General features: G+C 46.3%; 8 protein-coding genes. All 8 read right to left on the bottom strand.

Annotation, left to right across the window (positions count from 1 at the left end; all coding sequences use genetic code 11):
• Positions 1-105: 105 nt before the first annotated feature.
• The 8 genes from J7623_RS29915 to J7623_RS29880 all read right to left on the bottom strand — a co-directional run bounded on the left by J7623_RS29915 (position 106) and on the right by J7623_RS29880 (position 26,480).
• Positions 106-15,528: a gliding motility-associated C-terminal domain-containing protein gene (locus tag J7623_RS29915; protein ID WP_291928446.1), complete on the bottom strand. Its 15,423-nt coding sequence runs from the start codon at positions 15,526-15,528 to the stop codon at positions 106-108.
• Positions 15,529-15,970: 442 nt separating this feature from the next.
• Positions 15,971-17,548 carry a F0F1 ATP synthase subunit alpha gene (gene atpA / locus J7623_RS29910; protein WP_291928443.1) on the bottom strand — a complete coding sequence of 526 codons (1,578 nt, stop codon included), beginning with the start codon at positions 17,546-17,548 and terminating at the stop codon, positions 15,971-15,973.
• An 83-nt stretch (positions 17,549-17,631) separates the two neighbouring features.
• Positions 17,632-18,192, bottom strand: a complete 561-nt coding sequence (gene atpH / locus J7623_RS29905; protein ID WP_291928441.1) for an ATP synthase F1 subunit delta — start codon at positions 18,190-18,192, stop codon at positions 17,632-17,634.
• Between the two features lie 62 nt (positions 18,193-18,254).
• Positions 18,255-18,749: a F0F1 ATP synthase subunit B gene (gene atpF / locus J7623_RS29900; protein WP_291928438.1), complete on the bottom strand. Its 495-nt coding sequence runs from the start codon at positions 18,747-18,749 to the stop codon at positions 18,255-18,257.
• A 112-nt stretch (positions 18,750-18,861) separates the two neighbouring features.
• Positions 18,862-19,119: an ATP synthase F0 subunit C gene (gene atpE / locus J7623_RS29895; RefSeq protein ID WP_089758700.1), complete on the bottom strand. Its 258-nt coding sequence runs from the start codon at positions 19,117-19,119 to the stop codon at positions 18,862-18,864.
• A gap of 70 nt (positions 19,120-19,189) precedes the next feature.
• The gene (atpB, locus tag J7623_RS29890) at positions 19,190-20,344 is read right to left on the bottom strand and encodes a F0F1 ATP synthase subunit A (RefSeq protein WP_291928427.1); all 1,155 of its coding nucleotides are present in this window, start codon (positions 20,342-20,344) and stop codon (positions 19,190-19,192) included.
• A 443-nt stretch (positions 20,345-20,787) separates the two neighbouring features.
• Positions 20,788-24,549, bottom strand: a complete 3,762-nt coding sequence (locus J7623_RS29885) for a DUF3857 domain-containing protein (protein ID WP_291928424.1) — start codon at positions 24,547-24,549, stop codon at positions 20,788-20,790.
• 74 nt (positions 24,550-24,623) lie between these two features.
• The gene (locus J7623_RS29880) at positions 24,624-26,480 is read right to left on the bottom strand and encodes an ABC transporter ATP-binding protein (RefSeq protein ID WP_291928814.1); all 1,857 of its coding nucleotides are present in this window, start codon (positions 26,478-26,480) and stop codon (positions 24,624-24,626) included.
• Between the last annotated feature and the right edge of the window lie 4 nt (positions 26,481-26,484).

Genomic DNA, 26,484 nt, shown 5'->3' with positions numbered 1-26,484 from the left:
TATTTTATAAACCAAAAATTCTATAAGAGAGATCTTAAACAGGAATCGTCCCGCCAACCCGGCGGGACGATCCTTATTCATAGCAAAAAACAATTGACGCGTTACTTATCTCAATAACTCAATCCATCCTTTATAGGACCTTTCTCCATTAGGTGTATTTAGTTTGAGGATATAATAATAAGTACCCTCATTCAGCCCATTTCCATCCCAGTTATTCTGATAATTTTTCGACTGGAATACCATATTACCCCAACGGTTATAGATAAATAAGGAAGAATTTGGATACCTGGTAACACCGATAATGACGAGCTTATCATTCTTACCATCTCCATTTGGTGTGATAACATTTGGAATAAGAATATCATCGCCTGTTATGGTCATTTCCTTACTGCTGGCGGAATTGTTGGCAGGGTTTGGATCCGTCACCTGTGCAGTAGCGGTAGCGCGGTTAGCGACCACACCGGTATTGGTAACCCTTGCCGTATATTTCAGTGTAGCCGTTTGCGTGAGTCGCAGGCTATCCAGTGTCCATATGATGATCCTGGTATTTGGATCGTAATTAATGGTACCTATACTGGCATCGAATCCATTCACTATTTCCAGGTTACTGTTCAGGGTATCACGTACGGAGATACCGGTAGTCGTAACTGGTCCGGCATTGTTCAGCGTAATCGCAAATTCCGCCTTACCCCCTACCCGCAATGGCGTAGTATTCAGCAGCTCTTTCTGCACCTGGAGATCCGCCATGGCCACCTGGTTAATGACTGTAATTACGGAGGCGCTGGTATTGTTTTCCGGACGACTATCCACTATTCCATCCGGTGCAGCAATTACTGCCTGGTTACGCAACGATGCTGTGCTGGTTACCTTACCACGTATTATGATCCGGATACCAGCCCCGGCCGGGAAGCTGCCGATAGCCGCTTTCACTACATTTCCTGCGTTAGTGAGCTGCACGTTGGCAGCACCACCAGTAAGTGATGTCACCACGGCGTAAGCCCCTTCTATACCCACTGGCAGGATATCTGTAATCACCGCACCGTCACCCGCAGCAGGACCAGCATTTTGTGCATTGAGTTCGTAAGTAATGGAATCATTCACAAACAAAGCAGCCGGGCCTGATTTGGTAATAGAGAGATCAAGTGTTTTCACTGCAGGCACCACGGTGGTGACTACCGGTGCTGACGGAATGGACGTACCTGTTCCCGGATTGAGTGTTGCGGTATTGGATACGGATGTAATGGTAACATCTGCAGGAATAATACCATCGATATTCACTTGTATGGTATTACTATTACCTGCCGCCAGGTTACCTTTCACAGACACGCTGTTGCCGCTGCCAGTGGCCGGACCAATTAACTGAGAAGTCCCATTGGCTACGGCAGTCCAGGTTACGTTAGTTATTGTGGCTGGTACGAGGTCAGTAATACTTATGCCGGTAGCCGTTGAAGGGCCCGCATTAGTCGCTACCACTACATAATGAATAACCTCACCGGCTTTCACGCTTGTACTACCGGTTTTAGTAATGCTTAACGCTGATTTACCGGTTACCTGCGTAGTAGCAGTACCAGTGGTGGTATTGTTATTTGCATCTGTAGCACTGGCTGTATTCGTGATAGTACCCGTGAAGTCCGGATTGATCTTACCTGCTATCTGTATGCTAATGGCGTTACCAGTACCGGCCGCAATATTACCAGCCAGCGCTACATTACCTGTACCACTGCTGCTGCCTGTAATCTGCGCTGCGCCTGTTGTTGTGGCTGTCCAGTTAACACCACTGAGCGTATCAGAAACAATATCACTGATCTTCACACCACTGGCATCAGATGGGCCGTCGTTGGTAACAGTGATCGTATAACGGAGGCTATCGCCTGCAATAGCCGTTGCTGCTGCCTGTTTCACCACATGTACATTCGGTTTCTTCGTTACATGAGTGATCACGGAGTCACTTGGAATAGAGTCATTCAGTATCGCAATGTTGGAGAGTGAAGCCACTGTAGCATTTGCAGGCACCACACCCATAATATTAACTACGATCGTGTTGCCCACACCCGCATCAATATTACCATGCACCAGTATACTGTTACCACTGCCGCTGGATGTACCAATTACCTGAGATGTGCCATTCGCGGTAGCTGTCCAGGTTACATTAGTAATAGCAGCAGGTACATTATCTGTAATGGATACCCCTGCAGCATTGGAAGGTCCATCATTGGCAGCGGTGATGAGGTAACGAATAGTATCGCCTGCATTCACACTACCCACGCTGGTTTTTGTAATATGCAACGATGGCTTGCTACCTACTATAGTACTGGCCGCCGCACTGTTCACTTTTCCGGCCGCATCAGTAGCGGTTGCATTGTTGGTAATCTTACCCACAAAGTCAGGATTAATCTTACCTACCACCATTACCTGGATGGCATTCGCTGCATCAGCGCCAATGTTTGCGCGCAATGACACTGTATTCCCGGTTCCCTGTGCAGCGCCAATAATTTGTGCATTGCCGGTAGTAGTGGCCACCCATCTTACCCCTGTAAGCGTATCGCTTACCAGGTCTGTGATTTGTATATTCCTGGCATCAGATGGGCCATTGTTAGCTACCGTAATATTATAGCGCAAACTATCCCCTGCATTTGCAGTCGCCGGCGCCACTTTATGTATAGTCAGTGCCGTAAGCTGACGAATCTTCGTATTCACTGTGCTACTAATTGTGGTAGTATCCGGCTTCCTGAGTGTAGCTGTATTTGTTATAGATTCTGCTATAGCATCTGGTGGCACCAGCCCATCCACCACAATCTGTATTTTATTGGTTATACCTGCCGGGATGTTGCCGTTAACGGTGATATTATTACCAGTGCCGGAAAGCGGTCCGGTGATTTGCGCACTACCAAAAGTAGTTGCTGTCCAACTAACATTGGTAATTCCCACTGGTACCAGGTCTGTAATGCTAATACCACTACCATCGGATGGCCCCTGGTTGGTAGCTGTAATGAGGTAACTGATACTACTTCCTGCACTCACTGTATCGGGGCCTATTTTCTCAATCGTCAGCAACGCAGAATTCTGCACAGTGGTTTTAACATTCGACGTATAAACGTTACCATTATCAGTAACCTGCGCAGTATTAGTGATATTACCCACGAAGCCCGGAGCTACGGTACCTGAGATCAACACTTTAATTTCATTACCTGTACCCGCCGGTACATTCGCAGTGAATGCAACCTGGTTACCTGTACCGGAAACAGGTGTGCCCGTGGCCAATGTAGCAGTGCCTGTTGTGGTAATATTCCAGGTAACATTTTCTACCTGTACAGGTACCAGGTCGGCCACCTTTGCATTTACCAGGTCAGAAGGACCGTTATTACCTAGTATGATGGTATAATTAATAGCACTTCCCGCAACAGCAGTGCGCGGTCCCGACTTGGTAAATTGTATACCTGATTTATTAGTAACATGCGTATCCACCGAATCACCGGCTACTACTTTTGCACCCTCGTTCACGGTTACCTTATTTTCTACAATACCGGTAGCAGACGATGCTACCACACCGCTGATATTGATCAGCACATTCCGTTGCGGACCAGCAGGTATGCTGGCGTTGACGCTGATAGTATTACCTGTTCCACTATTGGTACCGTTAATCGTAGCACCTGTGGCCACAGCATTCCAGCTCACCTGTTGAATGGCAGCAGGTACCAGGTCGTTGATCACTATATTATTCACATCAGACAATCCCTCGTTGGTCACCAGTAAGGTGTAGTTGATTTTACCACCGGCAGCAATGGTGTCCGGCGCTGATTTGCTCACTTTCACTTTCACTTCCTGGATAACCTCTGTGATGACTGGTGGTGTATTCACACTATTGCCATCCAGTGAATAACTGGCGATGTTCGTAATATTACCAGTGAAAGAAGGCATTATAGTTCCACTAACGTTAACCACTATACGATTTGCTGCACCGGCAGGAACGCTCGCCACCAGGCTTACATCGCCGGTCTGATTCGTAACATTGCCGCCGGTAATAACAGCGTTGCCGGCCGCTGTAGCAGACCAAACCGGTTGCTGTACCTGTGCAGGCAGTATATCGGCTATTTTGATATTGGCGGCGTCTGATGGGCCTTCATTGGTTAAGATGATATTATAACTGATAGCTCCACCCGCTACGCCTGTGGAAGGACCTGACTTAACAATACGTAATCCCGGCTTGCTCACCACTTGTGTTACTACATTATTGGAAAGATAATTCACGCCTCCTGCCGTAGCCGTAGCCTGGTTATTTACTGCACCTGTATAATCAGCCTGTATAACACCGGTGATCACCACATGCACTGCGTTACTGCTACCGGCTGGAATATCAGCGGTGAACGCTACGTTGCCTGGTTGCTGCTGCAGGTTGCCTCCATGTACCACTGCGGCACCGGCGGCAGTAGCAGACCATTTGCTGTCTTTTAACTGTGCAGGTATTACATCTGCCACATTCACGTTTACTGCATTTGATGGACCATCGTTATATACATCCAGGGTATAGGTAATGGTAGTTCCTGCAGTAGCCTTATCTGGCGCTGCTTTCAGCAATCTTACACCTGTTTGCGTAGCTAACTGTGTAACCACTGTATCGGCAGTAGGCGTGCCATTAGCCAGGGTTGCTGTAGCCACATTGGTTAAGCTGCCGATAGCGGCAGCATCGATAGTACCGCTGATGTTTACTACAATCGTGTTGCCACTTCCGGCCGGTACATTAGCCTTGAAGCTCACATCTCCCGGATGATTACTAATATTTCCACCAACGATAGCGGCACTGCCACCTGCTGCAGCCGACCATACGGGGTTCTTCAGATTTGGAGGTAAGAGATCAGACACAGTAATACCATTGGCAGCAGATAATCCGTTGTTGGCAATGGCAATAGCATAGGAAATCTGCGCACCGGCGGCGGCCCTGGCCGGTCCTGACTTACGGATAGTAAGACCAGGCTTATTCTGCACCAGCGTGCGTACATCGTTGCTGACCACGGTTTGCCCGTTACCACTCACTACAGCATGATTGATCATGAACCCTTCAAAAGCAGGAGCTGTTTTACCTGCTATGTGTACGGTAACAGAACCGCCGGCTGGGATATCTCCCACAATGGCTACTATATTACCTGTGCCCGTACCGGGATCTGTAATGGTAGCATTGGTGGCAGCAGCCGACCAGGTGATACCTGTTACGGCGCCTGGTATGGTATCTTTAATAGTAACACCAGTGGCATCTGAAGGTCCGCTATTATGTATTTGCAACGTATAGCTCATGGTATCGCCGGCAATTACCTGTGCAGGTCCTGATTTCACTACAGACAAGCCCGGTACAGTAGTCACATTTGTACTTACTAATACCTGTGCAGGAGTTGGATCCGTTTGTCCAAAGCCGGGAACAGTAGACGCTGCATTGTCCAATACTCCGCTGGCTGCCGGGTTCACGGTACCTTTTATAGTAATGGTCACCACACCAGTATTGGCCGGAATATCAGCTGCCAGGAAAATACCTGCATCACCGGTACCACTGGTAGGCGTAACATTGGCACCACCAGTAGCAGTGGCTGTCCAGGTTACATGCTGCACATCTGCTGCAGCCGGCATGGCGTCCGTAATGGCTGCGCCTATTGCATCAGCAGGGCCTCCGTTGGTAACCGTCACCACATAAGTTATTTCTTCACCTGCTACGATGTTGGTAGGTGCTGTTTTATTGATACGCAAATCCACCGAATTATTCACAGACGTCACTACCGTGCTGGAGCTGCTGCCAAGAGCGGTGGCGGTTACTGTGTTGGTAATAGTAGCAGCGGCGGTGGCGCTAACAGTACCAGTAACAGTGATAGTGACAGTACCAGAGTTACTACCTCCTACCCTTGCACTGAGGTTAATATTGTTGCCACTTCCGTTAGCCGCGGATAACACACCTGCATTACCAGTTGCGGTAGCTGTCCAGGTTACCCCGGTAATGTCTGCCGGCACGACGTCTGTTACGGTTACTTCACTGGCATCGGAAACACCACTATTTGTTAATACAATGGTATACGTGATTTGATCTAATATATTCACACTGGCAGGTCCTGATTTGGATACCTGCAGTCCGAGGTTGGTAGATATGATGGTACTGATAGAACTGGTATTGTTAGCCGGATTCATTTCTTTCACATCTGCAGGAGGTGCAACAGTAGCAGTATTAGTGATAGTACCGGTAGCCGCCGGATTTACCGTTCCATCAATCTTTACTATAATGCTGTTGCCGATACCAGCAACGATATCGCCTGTCAGCGTAATATTATTACCGTTGACAACTGCTGTACCGGCGCTGGCATTGCCGGTAGTAGTCGCTGTAACATTGGTAATAGCCACGCCGGCAGGTACCGCATCACTGATCAGCGCATGGGTAACATCTGAAATACCCCGGTTAGTGACCAGCAATTGATAGCTGATATTTTGTCCTGCTGCAATATTCGCCGGACCGGATTTCACAATCACCAGGTCTGCCTGTTTACGAACCAGGGTAACAGCAGTGGCATTAACCGGGTTCGTATTTTCAAAGTCAGGAGGTGGTGCTACCGATGCAGTATTAACGAGGAAGCTGCTATCGGTCGCAGACGGATCAATAATACCATTTACAGTGATGGTAATACTGTTACCGGTGCCTACCGGCAAGTTGCCGGTGAGATTAATATTGCCTGTACCATTGCTGGCAGATACAGAGCTGCCTGTACCTGCTGCAGTAGCAGTCCATACCGGTTGCAGCAGGCTGGCAGGAATAATATCTGTAATCGTGAGCCCCGTTACATTAGAAGGGCCAAGGTTATTGACCGTGATGGTATAATTAATTTTTTCACCGGCAGCAGCGCTACCCGGGCCGCTCTTCACAATTCTCAGGTTAGCCCGGCGCAGTACCTGAGTATTCACGGTAGATGCCACCGGAACCTGTCCGGCAAGTGTCGCTACGGCGCTGTTGACAATACTATCCCCGGTATAATCTGGATTTAATATACCCGTTACCGTTATATCAATACTATGACCGGCGCCTGCAGGTATATTGCCATTCAAACTAATGTTGCCTAAACTACCCGTATCGCTGACGCTGGTGCCAACACCAGTAGCTATCGCCTTCCAGGATGGATTTAGGATAGCAGGATCAATGATATCATTAATCTGCACATTCACCGCGTCAGAAGGGCCGCCATTTTGCAGGTGAATGGTGTAAGTAATCGGGTCGCCGGCAAACAACACCGAAGGACCGCTCTTACTGAGTTTCAGTAACGACTGTTTCACCACACGGGTGGTGGCAGTATCCATTACCGGTATAGGTTGGTCTGGGGAAGATGCATACGCAATGTTCCGCAATGATGCACCGGTATATGCCGGATCGATCACCCCTTTCACAAGGATAACGATGTTATTGTTAGCTGCTCCTGCCGGAATATCACCGGTTACCACCACCTGGTTACCCGTACCGGTTGCGCCGGTAAGCACAACGGCATTGCCGGTTTTAACGGCTGTCCATGTAACGTTCTTAATGGCAGCAGGAATGGTATCAAAGAACTGAACGCCCGGTGCATCTGAAGGCCCGTTATTGCTTAACCTCAGCAGATAAATAATATCCTCTCCGGCAGCTTCCTGGGAAGGACCGGATTTAGAAAGCGCCAGCGCTATTTTCTTCACTACATGCGTAACCGTAGTGTTGGAGGAAATAGGCGGTAGTGTACCCGGTGTTGCCAACGCCACATTGTTAAGGTCTCCGGTAAATGCAGGATCTACTGTACCGGTGATGGTTAAGGTAATCATATTACCGGCGCCAGCAGGAATACTACCCTGCACGCCTACATTATTGCCCGTACCACCTCCTACTTGTACGGTGGCTCGGCCAGCAGCTACTGCCGACCAGTTCACATTTTTAATGAAAACAGGCAACGCATCTGTAATCGTTACCAGTGGCGCATCAGATGGTCCTATATTAGTAGCAGTAATGGTGTAAGTAATAATACCTCCGGCAGCTACCGTATCTGGCGATGTTTTCACAAGTTGTATTCCTGGCTTGCCAGCTACAATTGTGGTAACAGTATCGCTTCGGGAGGTGTCCCTGTGATTTACTATAGCGCGGGAGCTATTGATAAATGTACCTGTAAAGTCGGGTGCAATGGTTCCGGTAACGGTAACGAATAAATGATTTTGCGTACCGGCATCTACATCAGCCAGCACAGCCACATTATTGCCGGTGCCCGTACCACCGGTATTCACATTGATACTACCAGCGGTGGTAGTAGACCAGCTTACATTGGTTAATTGTGATGGCACCAGGTCACTAATAATTACATTTTTTGCGTTTGATTTTCCATAGTTGGTTACTACCAGCGTATAGCTGATCGTTTCGCCTGCATTGGCCTGGGCGGGGCCCGTTTTGCTGATACTGATCAACGGATCATTAGTCACCACGGCAGATGAGGAAGCGCTGACAGGAGGCATTCCGGTCACCGTAGCAGTAGCCGTGTTATTGACCGTTCCAGCAGCACCAGCATTCACAGTTCCATCTACATAAACAGTGATACTACCTGTACCTGCTGGTATATTCGCCACAATAGCTACGTTATTTCCATTGCCCGTTGCGCCGCTGCTGATGCTTGCACCGCCACTCACAGACGTTAACCAATTGGTAGCTTGTATCACTCCATTTACAGGATCAGCAATATTTACATTCACAGCATCTGAAGGGCCACTATTGGTGATCTGTAGAGTATACCGGATAAAACCACCGGCAGAAACATTACCTGGTCCTGATTTGGTGATTTGCAACGCCGGCTTGCTGACTACATGGGTAACTACGGTATCTGATGGTATTGGCGTGTCTCCGTTGACTGCCGCAGTGGCAAAGTTAGAGAGGTCGCCGGTGAAAGAAGGCGTTATTGTTCCGGATACATTGATGGTGATAGATGCCTGCTTACCTGCCGGGATATTGCCCGTAACATTAATATTGCTACCAGTGCCGGTAGCACCACTGGCAATAGTAGCGCCATTCATCAATGATGTTGTCCAGCTCACATTCGACAAACCTGCCGGTACAGCATCCAATATATTCACATTTACAGCATCGGATAAACCGGTATTGCCAACAGATATGGTATAATTTAACGATTGTCCTGCAACAGCAGTATCCTTACCTGCTTTCGTGATCGTTAAAATAGGTTTGTTAGCCACATCGGTGATCACTGCATTGGAACTTACAACTGGCCCATTATTCGTGCTAATGAATCCCTGGTTCCTTATCTGCCCAACAAATGAAGGATCTATTTTAGCCTGTATAATCACATCAATGGAATTGCTATCTCCCGCAGGGATATTGCCTACCACCTGTGCAATGCGATTGGTGATTTGGGAAGATGTTACCGAAGCATTTCCGTGCGACAACGTAGTAATACCAGGATTCTGCAGCATACTGCCTAATGTATCCAGCAGTACTGCATTTAAGGCATCAGAAGGACCTGTATTGGTAATTTTCAGGAGATATGAGGCCGATCCACCAGCAGTGGCCGTAACAGGCCCCGTTTTCGTTACTACAAGACCGGCGCGGTTGGTAATCTGTGTAATTACTTCGTTTGACATCACCGGCTGTTGTCCGTTTACCGCTACGGTTGCTGTATTACGGATATCGCCGGCAGCTCCGGAAAGAATAGTGCCCTGCACCACAATGGTCACACTATTACTGCTTCCGGCTGGAATGTTTACATTCACTGATAACGTATTGCCGTTACCGTTAGCACCGCTGTTAATCACTGCATTGCCGGCAGCGGTGGCTGTCCAGGTGACGTTGGTCATCGTGGTTGGCCCTACTACATCTGAGATCACTGCATTTACCGCATTTGATGGACCGCTATTATTCACCGTAATCGTGTAAGTAATATTCGTTCCGGCATCTGCAGTAGCAGGACCTGCTTTTACAACCTGTAAGCCGGGTTTGTTCTCAACTATCGTTTTGTTAAATGCTGTAACAGTCGTGTCTCCGGCTAACCTGGCTGTGGCAGTATTTAATAAGGTATCCGTAGCCGCAGAACTAACTGTACCATTGATTTGCAGGGTAACCACATTTGCCAACCCGGCAGGTATATTTACGGTAGTGGAAATATTATTTCCGGTGCCGCTGCTGGCACTACCTGCAGCTACTTCAGCAGTGCCAGCAGTACTCACCACCCAACTAACATTTGTAATAGCCGGTGGTACCACATCTGACAATACAATACCCACCGCATTAGATGGACCCGCATTGGTGAGCTTCAGTTGGTAACTGATGGGCTGTCCTGCTGTTACATGACCGGCAGATGGTCCTTGTTTTACCAGCGTAATACCAGTGGAACGCTCTATCACAGTATTCACCGTATTGGAAAATAATGTCGGCGATCCCGGAGGAGTAATGCTGGCGGTATTTGTCAGCGTACCTGTGGCTCCCGGATTTATAGTACCGGTGATATGGATAGTGATTTTATTACCAACGCCAGCAACAATACCAGCAGTGAAGCTAACATCTCCGGTACCGCTGCTAACGGAAGCAGTGGCGCTACCGGTAGTTGTTACAGTCCATACCGGATTTTGAAGCGTTACCGGCAAATGATCCAACACGGCAGCGCCGGTAAGATCAGAAGGGCCATTGTTCACTATTATCACATCGTAGCTCAACGATGTACCCGCCACTGCACTGGCAGGACCACTTTTATCTATTTCCAGGCTAAACTGTGGATTCGGTGTATCCGTATCCGTAGCACTATTACCTGAAGGATTAATATTATTATATCCGGATGGTACCACTATGCTGGCCGTGTTGGTTAACGAACCGGTATAATTGGATGGAATAGTTATCGTTAAAGTATATACGATTGTGCTTCCTGACGGGAGACTAATTGTCTCATTAATAGCCCCGTTACCGGAGGCGTTTGCCTGTCCGCCACCCGGGGTTACGGCGGTCCAGGATGCGGTGGTAATACCGGCCGGCAAAGGATCCTGGAAGGTAGCGTTTATAAGATCAGCCGGGCCTTTATTCACAACTGTGATCTTATACTGCGTAGTAGTTCCCGGAACGTACGTAGTGGTATTATCTGTTTTTGTCACCACCACTTCTACTGCTTTGGTAACAGGGGTTACCAGGGTAGTAGTGGCTGGAGTAGAATCAGGAATGGCTGATGGCGGCGTAGCACTGGCCGTATTAGTGAGACTGGCGCCGGCAAAAGATGAGGCCACATTTCCAGCGATGGTTAATGTTACAGAAGCGCCAGGCTTCAGCGTTACACCGGTCCAGTTGCCATTGTTATAACTTCCCGCTGATGGCGTATAGCTGCTGGCAATAAACCCAACCGGCAAGGTATCTACTACCGAAAACGTTTCTGAACTTAAAATAGTAGATGGACCATTATTAGTCACTGTCAGTGTGTAAGTCAGTGGCCCTCCGGCGCTGGCAGTAGCCGGCGTTGCAATTTTAGCAATGGTAAGATGCGCCATCCCTTTCGTCACAGTAATCGTTACTGTGGCCTGGGAGCAGGCCCCCTGGTTGTCACACACCTGGTAGATATAAGTATCTGTACCCACAAAACCCGGTACTGGCGTATAAGTAAAGGTGCCGTCAGCATTTTGTATCACGCTGCCGGAGGCAGGTGATTGTATCAGGGTAGCCGACACCGTTATAGGCTGATTTTCCGGATCGCTGTCGTTGGTCAACACATTACCGCTCACCGGCACATCGCGGATAGTGGTATAGTTGTCATCTACTGCTACAGGCGGGTTGTTAGGCACCGCGCCGGTTACAGTAGAAATATTATTTCCGGGCACCGGATCCGGCAAGCCGGAAGGATTGCTAACAGTAGCCGTATTAGTAATTACATTACCACCAATAGCGTTGGCTGCTACGGTGCCGGTTACTGTAATCACTATTTTATTACCTGCTGCAAAAGGAATATCTCCATTGGCGGTAATGATATTACCCGCGCCTGAGAGTGGGCGTAAAGCCACATTGGTACCAGTAACTGCAGAAGTCCAGGAGGCGCTGGTCATCAGGGCAGGGAGTGTATCTTTCAGGGTAAATCCGTAGATATCTGATGGGCCTGCGTTTTCGATGGTGATGGTGTAAGTTAATGGGCTATTGGTTTTGTAGGTATTGCCCGCATCAGATTTCGTCACTTTCAGATCTGCCTGGGAAGTGTAAGTCAAAACAATGGTATCAATACTGGGCGGACAGTTACCGCTGGTAATCGTCCACGTGAGTGTAGCGGTGGTATTGGGTTGCAGTGTAGCCGTAGTAGCTGGTGTGGTAGTACTGCCAATTACCGCATTGCCGCTCACCACTGCCCAGGTGCCTTGTCCACTGGAAGGCGTATTACCACTGATGGTGAATTCGCCGTTGTTATACTTCGTCTGATCCGGGCCCGCATTAGCGGTTGCAGGCGCAGCAGAAATGATTAGCTGCATGGTATCTGCCGAAGGTGCGCATGGGCCGCTGCTGATAGTCCATACCAGCGAATAGGTACCAGGCTGCAGGTTCTGCACAGCTGTATTGGGTTGCGTGGCGTCCACAAAAGAAGCCGTATTAGGTCCTGCTATCTGTGACCACTGGCCCGTTCCTGCGGTGGGTGTGTTGCCAGCGAGTACAGCGCTGGTCACATTACACAATGGTTGATCGGGACCGGCATTAGCCACGGTTGGAAGTGAGCTTACATTTATAACAACGGTATCTTTAGATGGTGGACAATTGCCATTCCGGATAGTCCAGACAAACGTAAAAATTCCGTTGGTTAATCCACTGATGCTTGTACCAGGCAAGGTAGTATCTGCTATCACAGCAGTAACAGGGCCTCCTGTTTGCTGCCAGGCACCATTGCCATTTGCCGGAGTATTGCCTGACAAAGTTGCCGAGGTAACATTACACAGGTTTTGATCGCTGCCGGCATTAGCTGTAGTAGGCGTAGTATTGATCTGCACAGTCAGGGTATCACTGATCATGTCGGCGCAGCCGGAACTACCACTGCTCACAATACGACGAAAATAGGTTGTCTGTGAAACTACCGGCGCATCATAAGTGGCTTGTGTCGCACCAAAAATATCATTAAAGGAAATATTATCCAATGAGGATTGCCAACGATATGTATAGGTACCATTTCCTCCGGTTGCCGCAACAGTTTGTGTGAACATCACCGGATCTCCACTATTACAAAAGCTTTGGTTACCTGCAACCGCGCCCGGTGTCAATAATGGATTAATGGTAATCATAATAGCAGCACTGGTATCGCTGCAACTACCAGCATTAACAATCCTTCTATACCAGGTAGATTGAGACAACACTGCGGGCGTATAGTCTTTACCGTTATTAGTCCCGGTAGCAGATATGAAACCAGCCGTACCACTGACTATACTGGACTGCCACAGGTATTGTGGGGTGCCTGCAATAGTACTGCCGGTAAGGGGAGCCGGAGTATTACCAATGCAAACAGACTGCGCCGCACTAATGGTGTTATTAGTGATAGCCGGGGAAACAGGAATGCTGCTGGTTTTAATATTATTACATCCCGCTCCGGAAGGGGCGCCATTACATTCCACATCGGGATCGGTTGGATTACCACTGGCAATGCTGGTAGCATCTGGATCGGTTACATCCGGCGGACGCATCACACTGGATTTGGTGACCAGGTTTCCGCCTGCCGGCACATCGGTGATGGTACCCGTAAAGCTGTAGTTAACTACTGCTCCATTGGCCAGGTTAAGCACGGCTGTATATGCATTGCCGGAAAACCCACCAGACACGATAATACCATTTCCGGTGCTGGTAACATTGACCGGTGTAAACTGTGACGGAAAGGTAAAGCTGTAACGTGCGCCGTTAGCTGAGTCTGGCCCATTATTTCTTATCGTGGTAGTATAAGTAATTAGGTGACCGGCACAAATAGCTGTCAGCGCAGGAATGTTGTTGACTACTTCCAGGTCCGCCTGATATTGTTTTACTATTACACTGGCTGTTTGCGGTGCGCTAAAAATATATGCCCAGGTATCCAGTAAGCTATTATCGCCATAGCTGTTCGTATATTTATGCCCGTTAGTAGTGCTGTTTATGCCCGGGCTCGCCGATGCATTCACGGGAACAGGGGCCCCGCTGCCACTCCCCAGCAATTGATCATTCCAGTATACGGTAGGGTCAGGGGCGTTGGAGCCATTGGTGCGGGTAATAATAATACCGTTAGCATTATTCTCCACATCCATATAGGGGAAATGTACCTCTCCTGAATAGAGGACAACAGAAATATTGATATTAGCGCCATTAGCTACATCGGTGCCCAGCCCATCTTTTCCGTCCCATAAAATAGCATTGTCTCCTGCCACAGAAGACCCTGTAATAATCCGGTCTATGGGATCATTGGTACTCCCGTTATTATTGACATCTATTGATATTTTAAAGTTACCGTTCTGGTTAGCTGTGAAATGTACATAACCTCCGTTTAGTGGAGGTGTACCGGCGCGACCTGGTGTACCTTCCCGGCCTGTAAAAAATACCTGGGACACCACTGGTGTAACAGGTGTACTGATTAACCAGGTAGTGGAAGCTGCGCCATTTACCCAAACGGGAGCGTTGGCGGGTAGTGTATTATCTGGTGTGTTATAAAATAATTTCTGAGTGATGTTGGTAGCATCATCCGGCAATGTAGGGTTATGGAAGGAATAGGCACCATTGGCTGAAACAACAGAATTAAGGTCTACACTTTTATATACGGGTACCCCGGTAGCCCTATCGCGGGTACCTTTATTATTTACAAAAAAAGCAAAGAGAAATGGCTGTATGCCATTGCTGGCCGCAGTATAAGTGAATCCATCTTTGGTGAGTACATTGAATTTACCATAAAAAGCTGAACTGGCAGTACCGGCATTACCAGTAAATATATTGAGGAAAGTGCGGCCGGATTGTGGTATTCCTACGCTGGCCACCGTGACATCCCATGCTACAATCAGTGCTAAAGTACTTACCGCAGTCTGATTGGCGATAGTCCAGGCGGCATTGGCTGCCGGCGGACTAAACCCATTCCCTAATGCCGTAGCTGATGTATTGGGAGGATCAAATTCTATAGTCCATATTCCTTGCTCTCCAGTCTGCACAGTTCGCGAATATCCGTTGTAGCCCCCTACTGCGAGGGCAGAAGGCCCCAATAGCTCCTCCGCACGATTATTAATACGTCCTACAGTAGTGGAATTGCTGGTGTTATAGGCGTTCCCGTTAGGTGCCGTCAACCTGGTGGTACCAGTACCAATACCTTGTGCACTGGAACCAACATAAATTACTTCTCCCACCTTCGCATACACGAACATTCTGCCGGGGTTGTAGATATTCCCAATCAGTGCGCTGGTAGCTGTAGAAGAACTGGTCATATAGGCACGGTTCCCCAAAGCACCTGCCGGATATATATCTTTACTACCTTCCGCTTGACAATATAGAATAGGGAGCAGGGAAAATAATGCCACTGAACAAAGCGTAAAAAATCTTTTCATACAAGCGTTTTGCGTCTCAGACCATTGCTGAACAAACACCTTTCATCCCACTGTTGTCCTCGGGGTTCAGACAAGCGTATCGGAGTTTTCTGAAATGAATTAAAAGAAATAATAGAATAAGAGCCAATCTAAACAGGCGAACTACGGATACAATTTTTGGTGATATTACTCTTAAGGTAGGTGGTGGCTATGAACAACCCTGTTGGGAAAGATTATGCGGCGAATATGGGAATATTGTCCTGGTTTGTAGATATGTGTTATGTGACAAATGTATAGCGGACTGTCCATATAAAGAGCAATGCTCTTATATTTTCTTTTTTAAAAGATTTGTTATCAATTATATAAATATTATTTTATATCAAAATCGTACATAATACCTATAAAAAAAGCACCCTTTGCTTCTCAGCAAAGGGTGCTTTTTTTATAATGCGATAGAACGTTATTATGCGAATCTTGGTTTCAGTTCGTTGGCCAAAGTAACCATTTTCTTGATACCATCTTCTGGCAGGTTACCTTTTTTGAACTCAGCCAGTACTTCTGGTAAACGTACCTGCATTTCATTCAGGAACGCTTCTTCGAAAGCACGAACTTGTTTAACAGGCACGTCGCGCAGCAGACCGTTGGTACCCAGGTAGATCATAGCTACTTGCTTTTCTACGGCATACGGGCTAAACTGAGCTTGTTTCAGGATTTCCACGTTACGGGCACCTTTGTCGATAACTGCCTTGGTAGCAGCATCCAGGTCACCACCGAATTTGGAGAAGGCTTCCATTTCGCGGTATTGTGCCTGATCGAGTTTCAGGGTACCAGATACTTTCTTCATGGATTTGATCTGAGCGTTACCACCTACGCGGCTTACAGAGATACCTACGTTGATCGCAGGACGGATACCGGCGTTGAACAGGTTACCTTCCAGGAAGATCTGACCATCGGTGATGGAGATTACGTTGGTAGGGATGTAAGCAGATACGTCACTTGCCTGTGTTTCGATGATAGGCAATGCAGTCAGGGAACCACCACCTTTTACCAGGTGCCTGATAGACTCAGGTAAGTCGTTCATCTGTTTTGCGATTTCGTCGTTGCTGATGATTTTCGCAGCACGCTCGAGCAAACGGCTATGCAGGTAGAATACGTCACCAGGATAAGCTTCACGACCAGGAGGACGTTTCAGCAACAGGGATACCTCACGGTAAGCCACCGCCTGTTTAGACAGATCATCATAAACGATCAGGGCAGGACGACCTGAGTCACGGAAGAATTCACCGATAGCAGCACCCGCAAATGGAGCGTAGAACTGCAACGGAGCCGGATCAGCAGCGTTCGCAGCAACGATAGTAGTGTAAGCCATTGCACCTGCTTCCTGTAATGTTTTCATTACACCGGCAACAGTAGATGCTTTCTGGCCAATCGCTACGTATATGCAATAAACAGGTTTACCTGCTTCATAAAATTCTTTCTGGTTGATGATGGTATCAATACAGATAGCTGTTTTACCTGTTTGACGGTCACCAATTACCAGCTCACGCTGACCACGACCTACAGGGATCATCGCATCAATTGCTTTTACACCTGTTTGCAGTGGTTCTTTTACTGGCTCACGGTACAATACTCCTGGTGCTTTACGCTCCAGTGGCATTTCGTACAGTTCACCTTTCAATGGGCCTTTACCATCTACCGGTTCACCCAGTGTATTGATAACGCGACCAACTACACCCTCACCCACTTTAATGGATGCGATTTGTTTGGTACGACGTACTTTATCACCTTCTTTAATACCTGCTGACTGACCCATCAATACCACACCCACGTTATCTTCTTCCAGGTTCAGTGCAATAGCTTTAACGCCGTTGCTGAATTCAACCAGTTCACCGTAACCTACGTTACCCAAACCGTAAATGCGGGCAATACCATCACCCACCGACAATACAGTACCTACCTCTTCCAGGTCGGCAGAAGCATTGAAGTTGCTCAACTGCTGGCGTAATATCGCCGAAATTTCATCAGGTTTAATATCAACCATAATTATGATTTTAAAAAAAAGTCGTTAAAGAAATTTAGTATAACGACAACAGCTTTGCGTGTACGCAGCGGCTGCTGTATTGATTAACGTATGTCAGATACGTAAATGTTCTTGTTAAACTGTTGTTTGATGTCTTTCAGATCACGCAGGATAGACGCATCAAACAGCTGATCGTTTGCTTCCAGAACGAAACCACCAATCAGGTCAGGATTCACAGATGTTTCCAGTTGAATCTGTTGTGGCGTTTCGCTGGCGATCTTTTGTTTAATAACATCCAGTGTGGCGTTGTCCAGTGCAACAGCAGTAGTGATTTTAACCGGGCTGATATTTTTCAGCGTCATGTATTGACGGGCAAACTCAGTGGCCATTTCAGCCAGTGCACTTTCACGACCTTTATTTACCAACAGGTTAATAAAGGAAATGGTAGTAGTGCTTACACGGCCATCCAGGATAGCGGTTAATATTTTTTGCTTTTTATCAGCCTTAATGATCGGGCTTTTCAGCAAACTCACCACATCAGGATTGCTTTTCATCACCTGTTGTAAAAACAACATGTCAGTATGCACCGCTTCGAGCTGGTTCAGTTCCTGTGCCAGATCTATCAATGATTTTGCATACCGGGATGCTAAACGGGGATTCTGCATATAGCTTTTAGCTTTTAGCTTCCAATCTTCAGCAGTACTGCCAAAGGTCAAAAGTTAATCTCTTAATTTAATTTGATTTCTCCTGCCAGTTGTTTCACGTAACCTTCCTGTGCTGTTTTATCAGCCAGTTCTCTTCTCAACACTTTCTCTGCTACTTCAATAACGAGGTTACCTACCTGGTTCTTAACATCCGTTAACGCAGCCATTTTCTGGTTTTCGATAGCGGTGTAAGCTTCAGCGATGATCTTTTTAGCTTCTGCCTGGGCCTGTGCTTTAGCTTCGCTGATGATCAGATCTTTCGCGTCTTTTGCTTCTTTCAGGATCTTACTTCTTTCAGCTTTCGCTTCTGCCAGCACATGCTCATGTTCTGCTTTCATCTGTGCCATCTCTTCCTTCACTCTTTCTGCTGTAGTAATGGAATCAGTGATGGAATCTTCTCTCTCCTTCAAAGTAGCCAGGATGGGAGTCCAGGCAAATTTCTTCAGGACCAGGAAAACGATAACGAAAATGATAAATGAAAAAAGAAACAAGCCTAACCCGGGTTGTAACAGATCCATATAATTAGAATTTTATTATTGTTGTTATATTGATACTAACTAATTTCAAAATTGGCATAAAAGATTACTGCATCCATTGCCCTGTGCGCCGGATGCAGTAAAAAGTTTCGGCTTACATAACTACCGCCAACAGACCAGCGATTACACCGAAGAGGGCAACACCCTCAACCAGCGCAGCAGCCAGGATCATGTTTGCACGGATGTCGTTAGCAGCTTCTGGTTGACGAGCGATAGACTCCAGAGCGCTCTTACCGATGTTACCAACACCAATACCAGCCGCGATAGCAGCGATACCAGCACCAACAGCACCACCAGCTTTAGCCAGACCAGATGCAGCAGCAGCCTGCAATAAAATAGACAAAAGTGCCATAATGAATATGTATTTGAATTATTAAAAAAGTTATTTCTAAAATTGGAAGCTATCAGCTATTGCTGTCAGCTTAGTGATGTGCTGCATGCGCATCATCATGTGAACCTTCCATCGCCTGGCCAATAAATACGGCTGTCAGGTTGGCAAAGATAAACGCCTGGATAAACGCTACCAGCAACTCCAGCATCATCATAACGAGATTGAACAAGATGGTGATTGGCATAAAACCAAAACCAGCGATCGGGCTCATAGCACCAAATATAAATATCAGGCAGATAATGCTCAGGATAATGATGTGACCCGCCAGGATGTTGGCAAACAACCGGATCATCAGGGATACTGGCTTAGTGAATACGCCAATCAGCTCCACTGGAACCAGGATGATTTTTACACCCATTGGTACCGGAGGATTAAAGATGTGACCCCAGAAATGCTTATTACTGCCCAGCATAATAGCGATAAAGCTGATAATAGCCAGTGCAGCAGTTACGGCCAGGTTACCGGTTACGTTCGCAGAACCAGGTATCAGACCTAATAAGTTGTTGATCAGGATGAAAAAGAATACAGTCAGAATAAATGGCGTAAACTTAGCAGCGCCTTTACCGGGAATATTTGGCTTTACCACCTCATCACGCATAAATATAATTACCGGCTCCAGCAGGCTTTGGAAACCTTTAGGCGCTTTCTTGGAACCACGCTCTTTATAAGATTTTGCTACATTCAGCATAATCACCACCAGCAGAATAGCGGCAATGAGCATGGAAGTGATATTCTTGGTGATAGACAAATCATAAATTTTCTCACCAGTAGGATTATCATTGCCATCCACTGCGATGATATCGCCACTTGGATATTTGGCAGCATCCAGCCCCTTTTCAGCACGGTAATGCTCAGTTACCAAACGGTATCCATCATGCGACTCATGACCGTGATGGAAAGCGGAAGACATAAATACAGAAGTTCCACGTGCAGGATTATGGATGATCACAGGCAACGGAATAGTTACATGCGTTTCGCCCAGCTCGAACAAATGCCAGTCATGCGCATCTTTTACGTGGCCGAAAATAGTTTCCTTAATATCCAATTTCTTAGGTTCAGCCTCTTTTGACTCACTATCCCCACTGTTAGCAGGGGCTTCCACCGCTGCTTTCTCATGATGACTGTCCTGTGCAAAGGAAAAATTACTAATACCGTGAAGGCCTAAAACCATCACAAGTGCTACCATTCTATGTTTGAACCAATTGAAAGAAATCACCGTTTTCTGAAATTTTGCGCAAAGATACTCGTTTTTATCTTCAAAATTAAGCGACTACGAAAAAAAAGACCGATATATTCTAATTATATTGATAACCAGCCCCTTGCAGGTAAAAAAATATCATTTTTTTTGATAAAAAAAGACCGTTAAAATGAACGGTCCGCTAAAGTAATTCATATTACTATTTTCACTATTTGTTGAATCTTTTTTCGGCCGCTACTAATCCTCCGAAGCACCGATATTATTATAATAATAACATATATAAATAACAAAAGGGCAATCCTGTGATTCATTCCCCGTAACCATGGCAAGTTGGTTACGTAAAATAATTTCACAGTCATTGCCCTTTATAATTTTTAGAAAGATGGATACCTCCTGGTCATCTTCATTGACCAACCAGATCCCCTATCCCACTATTTAAACGAAACATACTTTTGCTCCGCTTTTATAATCCCATTGAAAAATGTTTCCAGTTGCTTAAAGGCCTCCGGCGCCACTGTCTTATTACAATTGGTTTTAAAATGCCGGTTAATCACTAACTGGTCATCTCCCTCCTTTTTGAATCCCAGCACATAACTCATCTCATCCAACTGTAAACTGGCATTACCCGGCACCTGGTCAAACTGCTTACCTGCCGGCAACCGGATACGGATCTCCGTACTGTAATCATCCGTATTTTCATAATCCCCATACAGGAAAGGATGCACACGCGCCTCTGGCGTAAAAATATCTGCCGTAGCTACAATGTCCATAAATGCAGGCTTAATCATACTGAAATCACCTACATTGATCACATCATTTTTCACCGTAAACGTAACACGCAGCCACACCGTATCTTCCAGGTTATCCAAATTGCGGAAAGAAAAAGTATCCAATACCACCTGGTTCTTAAACATACCGCTAATATTCTGTTGCACCGCATCCCTGGTTTCTTCTGCCGTTTTATGCTGATAAGTATGCCTGATATGCGAAGCCAGCTCTCCACTGTAGGCACATTCAGAAATAATCCGCTGATCGCTGCCGGTTAAATCTACCTGCAGGCGGCGGTAAACAGACTTAGGTGCAAAGGTAGCACCAGACAATACACTTATCTTCTCACCCGCTTTATAATTGTAAGGGATATTCAGTATCTGCGCACCTGCCAGCGCTGAAGACAATGAGCTAAATGGTAAGGCATTATCTGTTAATTCCAGGTACCGGTACACACCGCCTGCTTTATACCGTACAATGCAGTGGTTAAAGTCCATAGAAGGCAACTGCATATTATGCTCCCCATAGTCCTGGGTACTCACCAGTATCAGGTTAGCGTCCAGCCCCGACTTCCGCGCAAACGCCAGGAACAGGGTGGATAAATCCTTGCAATCGCCCAGGCGCGTTACCAGCGTTTTACCCGCACGCTGCGGTACATAAGCACCCTGGCGGAATGATACTGAACTATAAGCAATATTCTTTTCTATGTATTCGTATATCCTTCTGGCTTTGGTAACGTCATCCAGTTTCTCCACACCTGCCGGGAAAATTTCTTTCCACGCCTTGTTAATCTCGAAGTCTTCCTTCGACTGTACCCGCGTAATATCACTGTACCACTCCCCTATCACATCCCAGTCTTTCACGGTAGACACGTGCAATACTTTACCGATATCATTCACACTAGGCATATAAGATTCATTGCGCAACGCCGGGATATTTTCCTCCCTCCAACTGTACATCTTAAACTGCTCATACTGGCTGATCTTAGGCTTTGTATTCCCCCCTTTTGCATATTCATAATACAACGGAATACTGTCTGATATCAACACATTATAACTGCAAATATGCTTAGGCACATAAGAAGAAAAATACACCTTGTCCCAATACTCTCTACCCAAACGCCCGCGCCCATAACTGTTAACCTTGTAATTGAAATAAATCACATCTCCCTCATCCAGCTTGGTAAATACAATCTCATTATTATTGGTTTCCGCGGGTATTTTAGAACCATTGGCTTTAATCACTTCTGCCTTCACAATCATCACATCCTGGTACACAGTATTGTAGGGAATAGAAATTTCCTTCCAGCGGGAAATACCTTTTTTGTTATTAATACAGATAGCAGTATTAATGGTTTGTTCCCCTGCACCCTCCGGGTAAATGATCACATTCTTTTCATCAAAAACGTACGCGTAAGACTGGGATGAGTCACGGGGAGCTTTCAACGCGGCAGTGATCTCTTTGTAATAATCCAGCACCGGAAAATACTTATCCATAGCTGGTTTATTTTCCAGTGTGCGCACTTTTTCGCGATAACCAAACCCACCGGCATACATGGTCAATGCCTGCTTATAGTAATGGATGGCAGAATCAGTTTGCTTTTGCTGAAGGAAACAATTGGCCATATCCCCAAATGGGCCATGACTGTACGGGCTTATCTGATGCACAATACGCAGATAACGCATGGCTGAATCATATTCCTGCCGGCCATAATAAAACTTGATAAGCCTGTTATACGCTCTTGTATCAAACTCCGACATGTTTTTCATTTTATGCATCACTTCCAGCGCTGCCGCTGTTTTTCCCTGGTTGAGATACTCATCGGCCAAAACTCCCTGCATGTCATAAAGCGACCTTTTCTCGCAAAATTTCTCCAATACCGCTAATGCTTTAGCCGGATCATTATTCACCTTACTTTCATACAGATACATAGCTTGCACGATATCGGAAGAAAACGGATATTTTTCATAGGCAAACTTCAACAACTGCACCGCGCTATCTATTTTTTCCTGCGACAATAACAGTTGTAATTTCCGATAGGTAGTAAAACGATGTTCTCCATGAATAGCAATCATCTGGTTAAGCACATCCATGGCTTCTGTATAATTCTTTTCCTCCTCCAGCTTAGTCACTTTGCCACCTAAAATCCAGTAATTATCCGGTGTGAGCATTTTCACTGTTTCCAGCTTTTCTGCTATTTCTGTGCGGTCATTTTCGTTGGAGAGACAATCGATATAGCAACTCTGCAGCAGCATATCTTTCGGATATTTCTTCTGCCAGTCGTACATCACTGCCTTTGCTTTATCCCAGGCTTCGTTGCGGATGTACACCCTGCTGAGTAATACAGCCAATGCCGGATCTGTTGGATGCAATGCACATTCCTTTTTAAAGTACTCCTCCGCAAAATGTCCGACAGTCACTACTTCCGTTTGAGATAAATCCGGGTGATAAGGCTCCGGCGCTGCCTTGGATGTAAGGCCGGCAACCGGGTTATATTGGTTGTCCGTTAACCGCACTATAAAATGAGGAGTGGTATTACTTTCTGTGTAACCCAGTTGCACCAGCACACGGTTGTAGCCTTTATTCAGGCGCACTTTGGCTTTCCACCAATCCAGCTCGGTCAGTTGTTCTTCCGGCTGGCTGATGATCAGTTTATCATTTATCCATAGCTTCAGGGTGCCATTACCAGCCAAACCTACCAATGCTTCCATATCTGCGGGCGACTTCACAAAAGTCTGAAGATAACCAACAGCGCTACTGGCAGAGAAGGAAGAGCCTACAAAATTCCAGCCTTGCCGGGTAGTCACCAGGGGTACATACCAATTCACGGGTGCGTTATTACTGGATATAAAACTTTTCCCATTTGGCTGATTAACCGGCCCATAGTCTTTGTCAAAACCACTACCCATAATATTATCAAAGGGCCCTACATATGCCCATTCTTCCAATGCCCCCATTTGCGGGTACAAGGCTTTGGCAAGGTTGCTCTGATTGCTGGTGGTATAGTGATACGCCTTAAAGTACCTGGCAGCAGCCCTTAGCGAACCGTTAAAGTTCACCGTATCAGCAATAATACGATCCAGGTTTTCCAACTGTGTACCGGCTTTGGCTCCATACTCACCCAGCATGGACCCATTAAACCACAACGCATATACATAAGGTGCCGGATTAATAAAATTGGTCAGCGGATTAAAGTAGGTGGTAGAAAATTCATCGGCATAGCCGGTGCCGGTTTGTATGAAGATCAGCGTACTAATAGCACTGTTCTTCTGTGGTCCGTTGGATTTAATGACTTTTTGTAAATACGTGACAGCCAGTTTCAGATCGTTTCTGTGAATCGCTTCCCAGGCCTTTTCATAATCGCCTGCAAACAACAAAGTGGGGCACAGTAACAGGATAAGAATAGCGTTAACAACTCTTTTCATCAGGTATAGGATTTAACTGCAATAAATGTACAAATAAATTTATCGCAGTTATATCCTATTTATGATGTATACCTTTATACTTTACTTACGTTGAACTGCATACTATGCAGTTTATAGTAAAACCCTTCCAGTCTTAACAATTCTTCATGGGTTCCCATTTCTTTGATCTCTCCTTTATCCAGCACAATAATCTTGTCTGCCTTGCTGATAGTCGACAACCGGTGTGCAATAATAATCGCGGTACGGTCAGCGATGAGCTTATCGATCGCTTGCTGGATCATCATTTCAGATTCCGTATCTACTGAAGAGGTGGCTTCGTCCAGCACCAGGATCGCCGGATTATACAGGAGGGCACGTACAAAGGATATCAGCTGCCGCTGGCCGAGAGACAAGGTACTACCCCGCTCCATCACCTGGTAGTTGTAACCACCGGGCAATTGCATAATGAAATCGTGGATGCCAATGAGCTTAGCCGCACTCTCCACCTGTTCGCGGGTGATATTGCTGTTATGCAGGGTAATATTATCATAAATAGATCCGGCAAACAGGAATACATCCTGTAATACCACGCCTATTTTGCTGCGTAACGATTCCAGGGAATACGACGGCAGATCAATTCCATCAATTTTGATGCTTCCCCGCTGAATTTCGTATAGTCGGTTCAGGATACTGATGATGGTAGTTTTGCCGGAACCGGTATGTCCCACAATGGCAACGGTGTCGCCGGGATTCGCATGAAAGCTGACATTCTTCAGTACGTAACGGTCATCTACATACGCAAAGCAAACATTATCAAAAGTGATCGCACCTTTCATATTGTCTGCCCGCTGCTGACCAGTATCCGGGATATAATCCTGGTTATCCAACACTTTGAAAACGCGCTCACTGGCCACCATTCCCATTTGCAGCGTGTTGAACTTATCTGCCAGCATACGCAGCGGCCTGAACAGCATATTCAGGTACATAATAAAGGCGATCATGACGCCCTGCGTTACTTCGTAGTTTAATACTTTATTGGCGCCCCACCATACCATTAAGCCCAGCGAAATAGCCAGGATGATTTCCACTACCGGGAAAAATACGGAATAGGCAAAAATGGCGTCTATATTCGCTTTACGATGTTCTTTGTTGATGTGCTTAAAGCGGGCAAACTCCCTTTTCTCTCCTGTAAAGGCCTGTACTACCACCATACCGGTAAGATGTTCCTGTACAAAGGCGTTGAGGGCAGCAACGGCGTTACGCACCCGGTAAAAGGATTTATTTACACTTTCTTTAAAAATATAAGTCGCAAAAATCAATATCGGGAAGGGCGACAAGCTTATCAGGGTCAGACGCCAGTCTTCCATAAACATTACCACCAGTATAGCCACTATCATCAATAAATCCGCTACAATAGAGATAATCCCTTCTGAAAAAACATCATTAATAGCTTCAATATCATTGATGGTGCGGGTGGTGAGTGTACCAATGGGGGTTTTATCGAAGAATGCCAGGTTTAAGTGTACAATCTTCTTATACACAGTTACCCGCAAATCTTTTACCACCGACTGTCCCAGCCAGTTAGTCAGATAAGAAAAGAAAAAGCGCACAATAGTTTCCAGTATCAGTAATCCCACCTGTACAACTGTTACCAGCAGCAACATCTGCATTAACTGGTTAGCGATGTATTTATCCACTGTTACCTGTATCAGGTAAGGGCGTAATGGAGATATAGCGGCTAAAACAACCGTTAATACCATGGATATGTAGAAGGAGCGTTTGTAGGGGGCTGCGAACGAGAATATGCGCCGTAATAAACTAAAATCGAATACTTTCTTTACCGCAAGATTTTCCAATGTGCCAGGAAGTTTATTTGTATTATACAACAAACCTACGACAAATAGCAGAAAGCTGAAAGCAGAAAGCAAAAAGCTATTGAAGCGATTGACCAGAGCG

Origin of the sequence: Chitinophaga sp. (assembly GCF_017745275.1) — a bacterium.
Classification (GTDB): domain Bacteria; phylum Bacteroidota; class Bacteroidia; order Chitinophagales; family Chitinophagaceae; genus Chitinophaga.
Note: the sequence above shows the minus strand (reverse complement) of the source record. Positions and strands in the feature narration are given on the sequence as shown.

What these genes read in the sequence shown, in the direction of transcription:
- J7623_RS29915 (WP_291928446.1), bottom strand. Translation starts at nt 15,528, where the DNA reads ATGAAAAGATTTTTTACGCTTTGTTCAGTGGCATTATTTTCCCTGCTC.
- atpA (WP_291928443.1), bottom strand. Translation starts at nt 17,548, where the DNA reads ATGGTTGATATTAAACCTGATGAAATTTCGGCGATATTACGCCAGCAG.
- atpH (WP_291928441.1), bottom strand. Translation starts at nt 18,192, where the DNA reads ATGCAGAATCCCCGTTTAGCATCCCGGTATGCAAAATCATTGATAGAT.
- atpF (WP_291928438.1), bottom strand. Translation starts at nt 18,749, where the DNA reads ATGGATCTGTTACAACCCGGGTTAGGCTTGTTTCTTTTTTCATTTATC.
- atpE (WP_089758700.1), bottom strand. Translation starts at nt 19,119, where the DNA reads ATGGCACTTTTGTCTATTTTATTGCAGGCTGCTGCTGCATCTGGTCTG.
- atpB (WP_291928427.1), bottom strand. Translation starts at nt 20,344, where the DNA reads ATGGTAGCACTTGTGATGGTTTTAGGCCTTCACGGTATTAGTAATTTT.
- J7623_RS29885 (WP_291928424.1), bottom strand. Translation starts at nt 24,549, where the DNA reads ATGAAAAGAGTTGTTAACGCTATTCTTATCCTGTTACTGTGCCCCACT.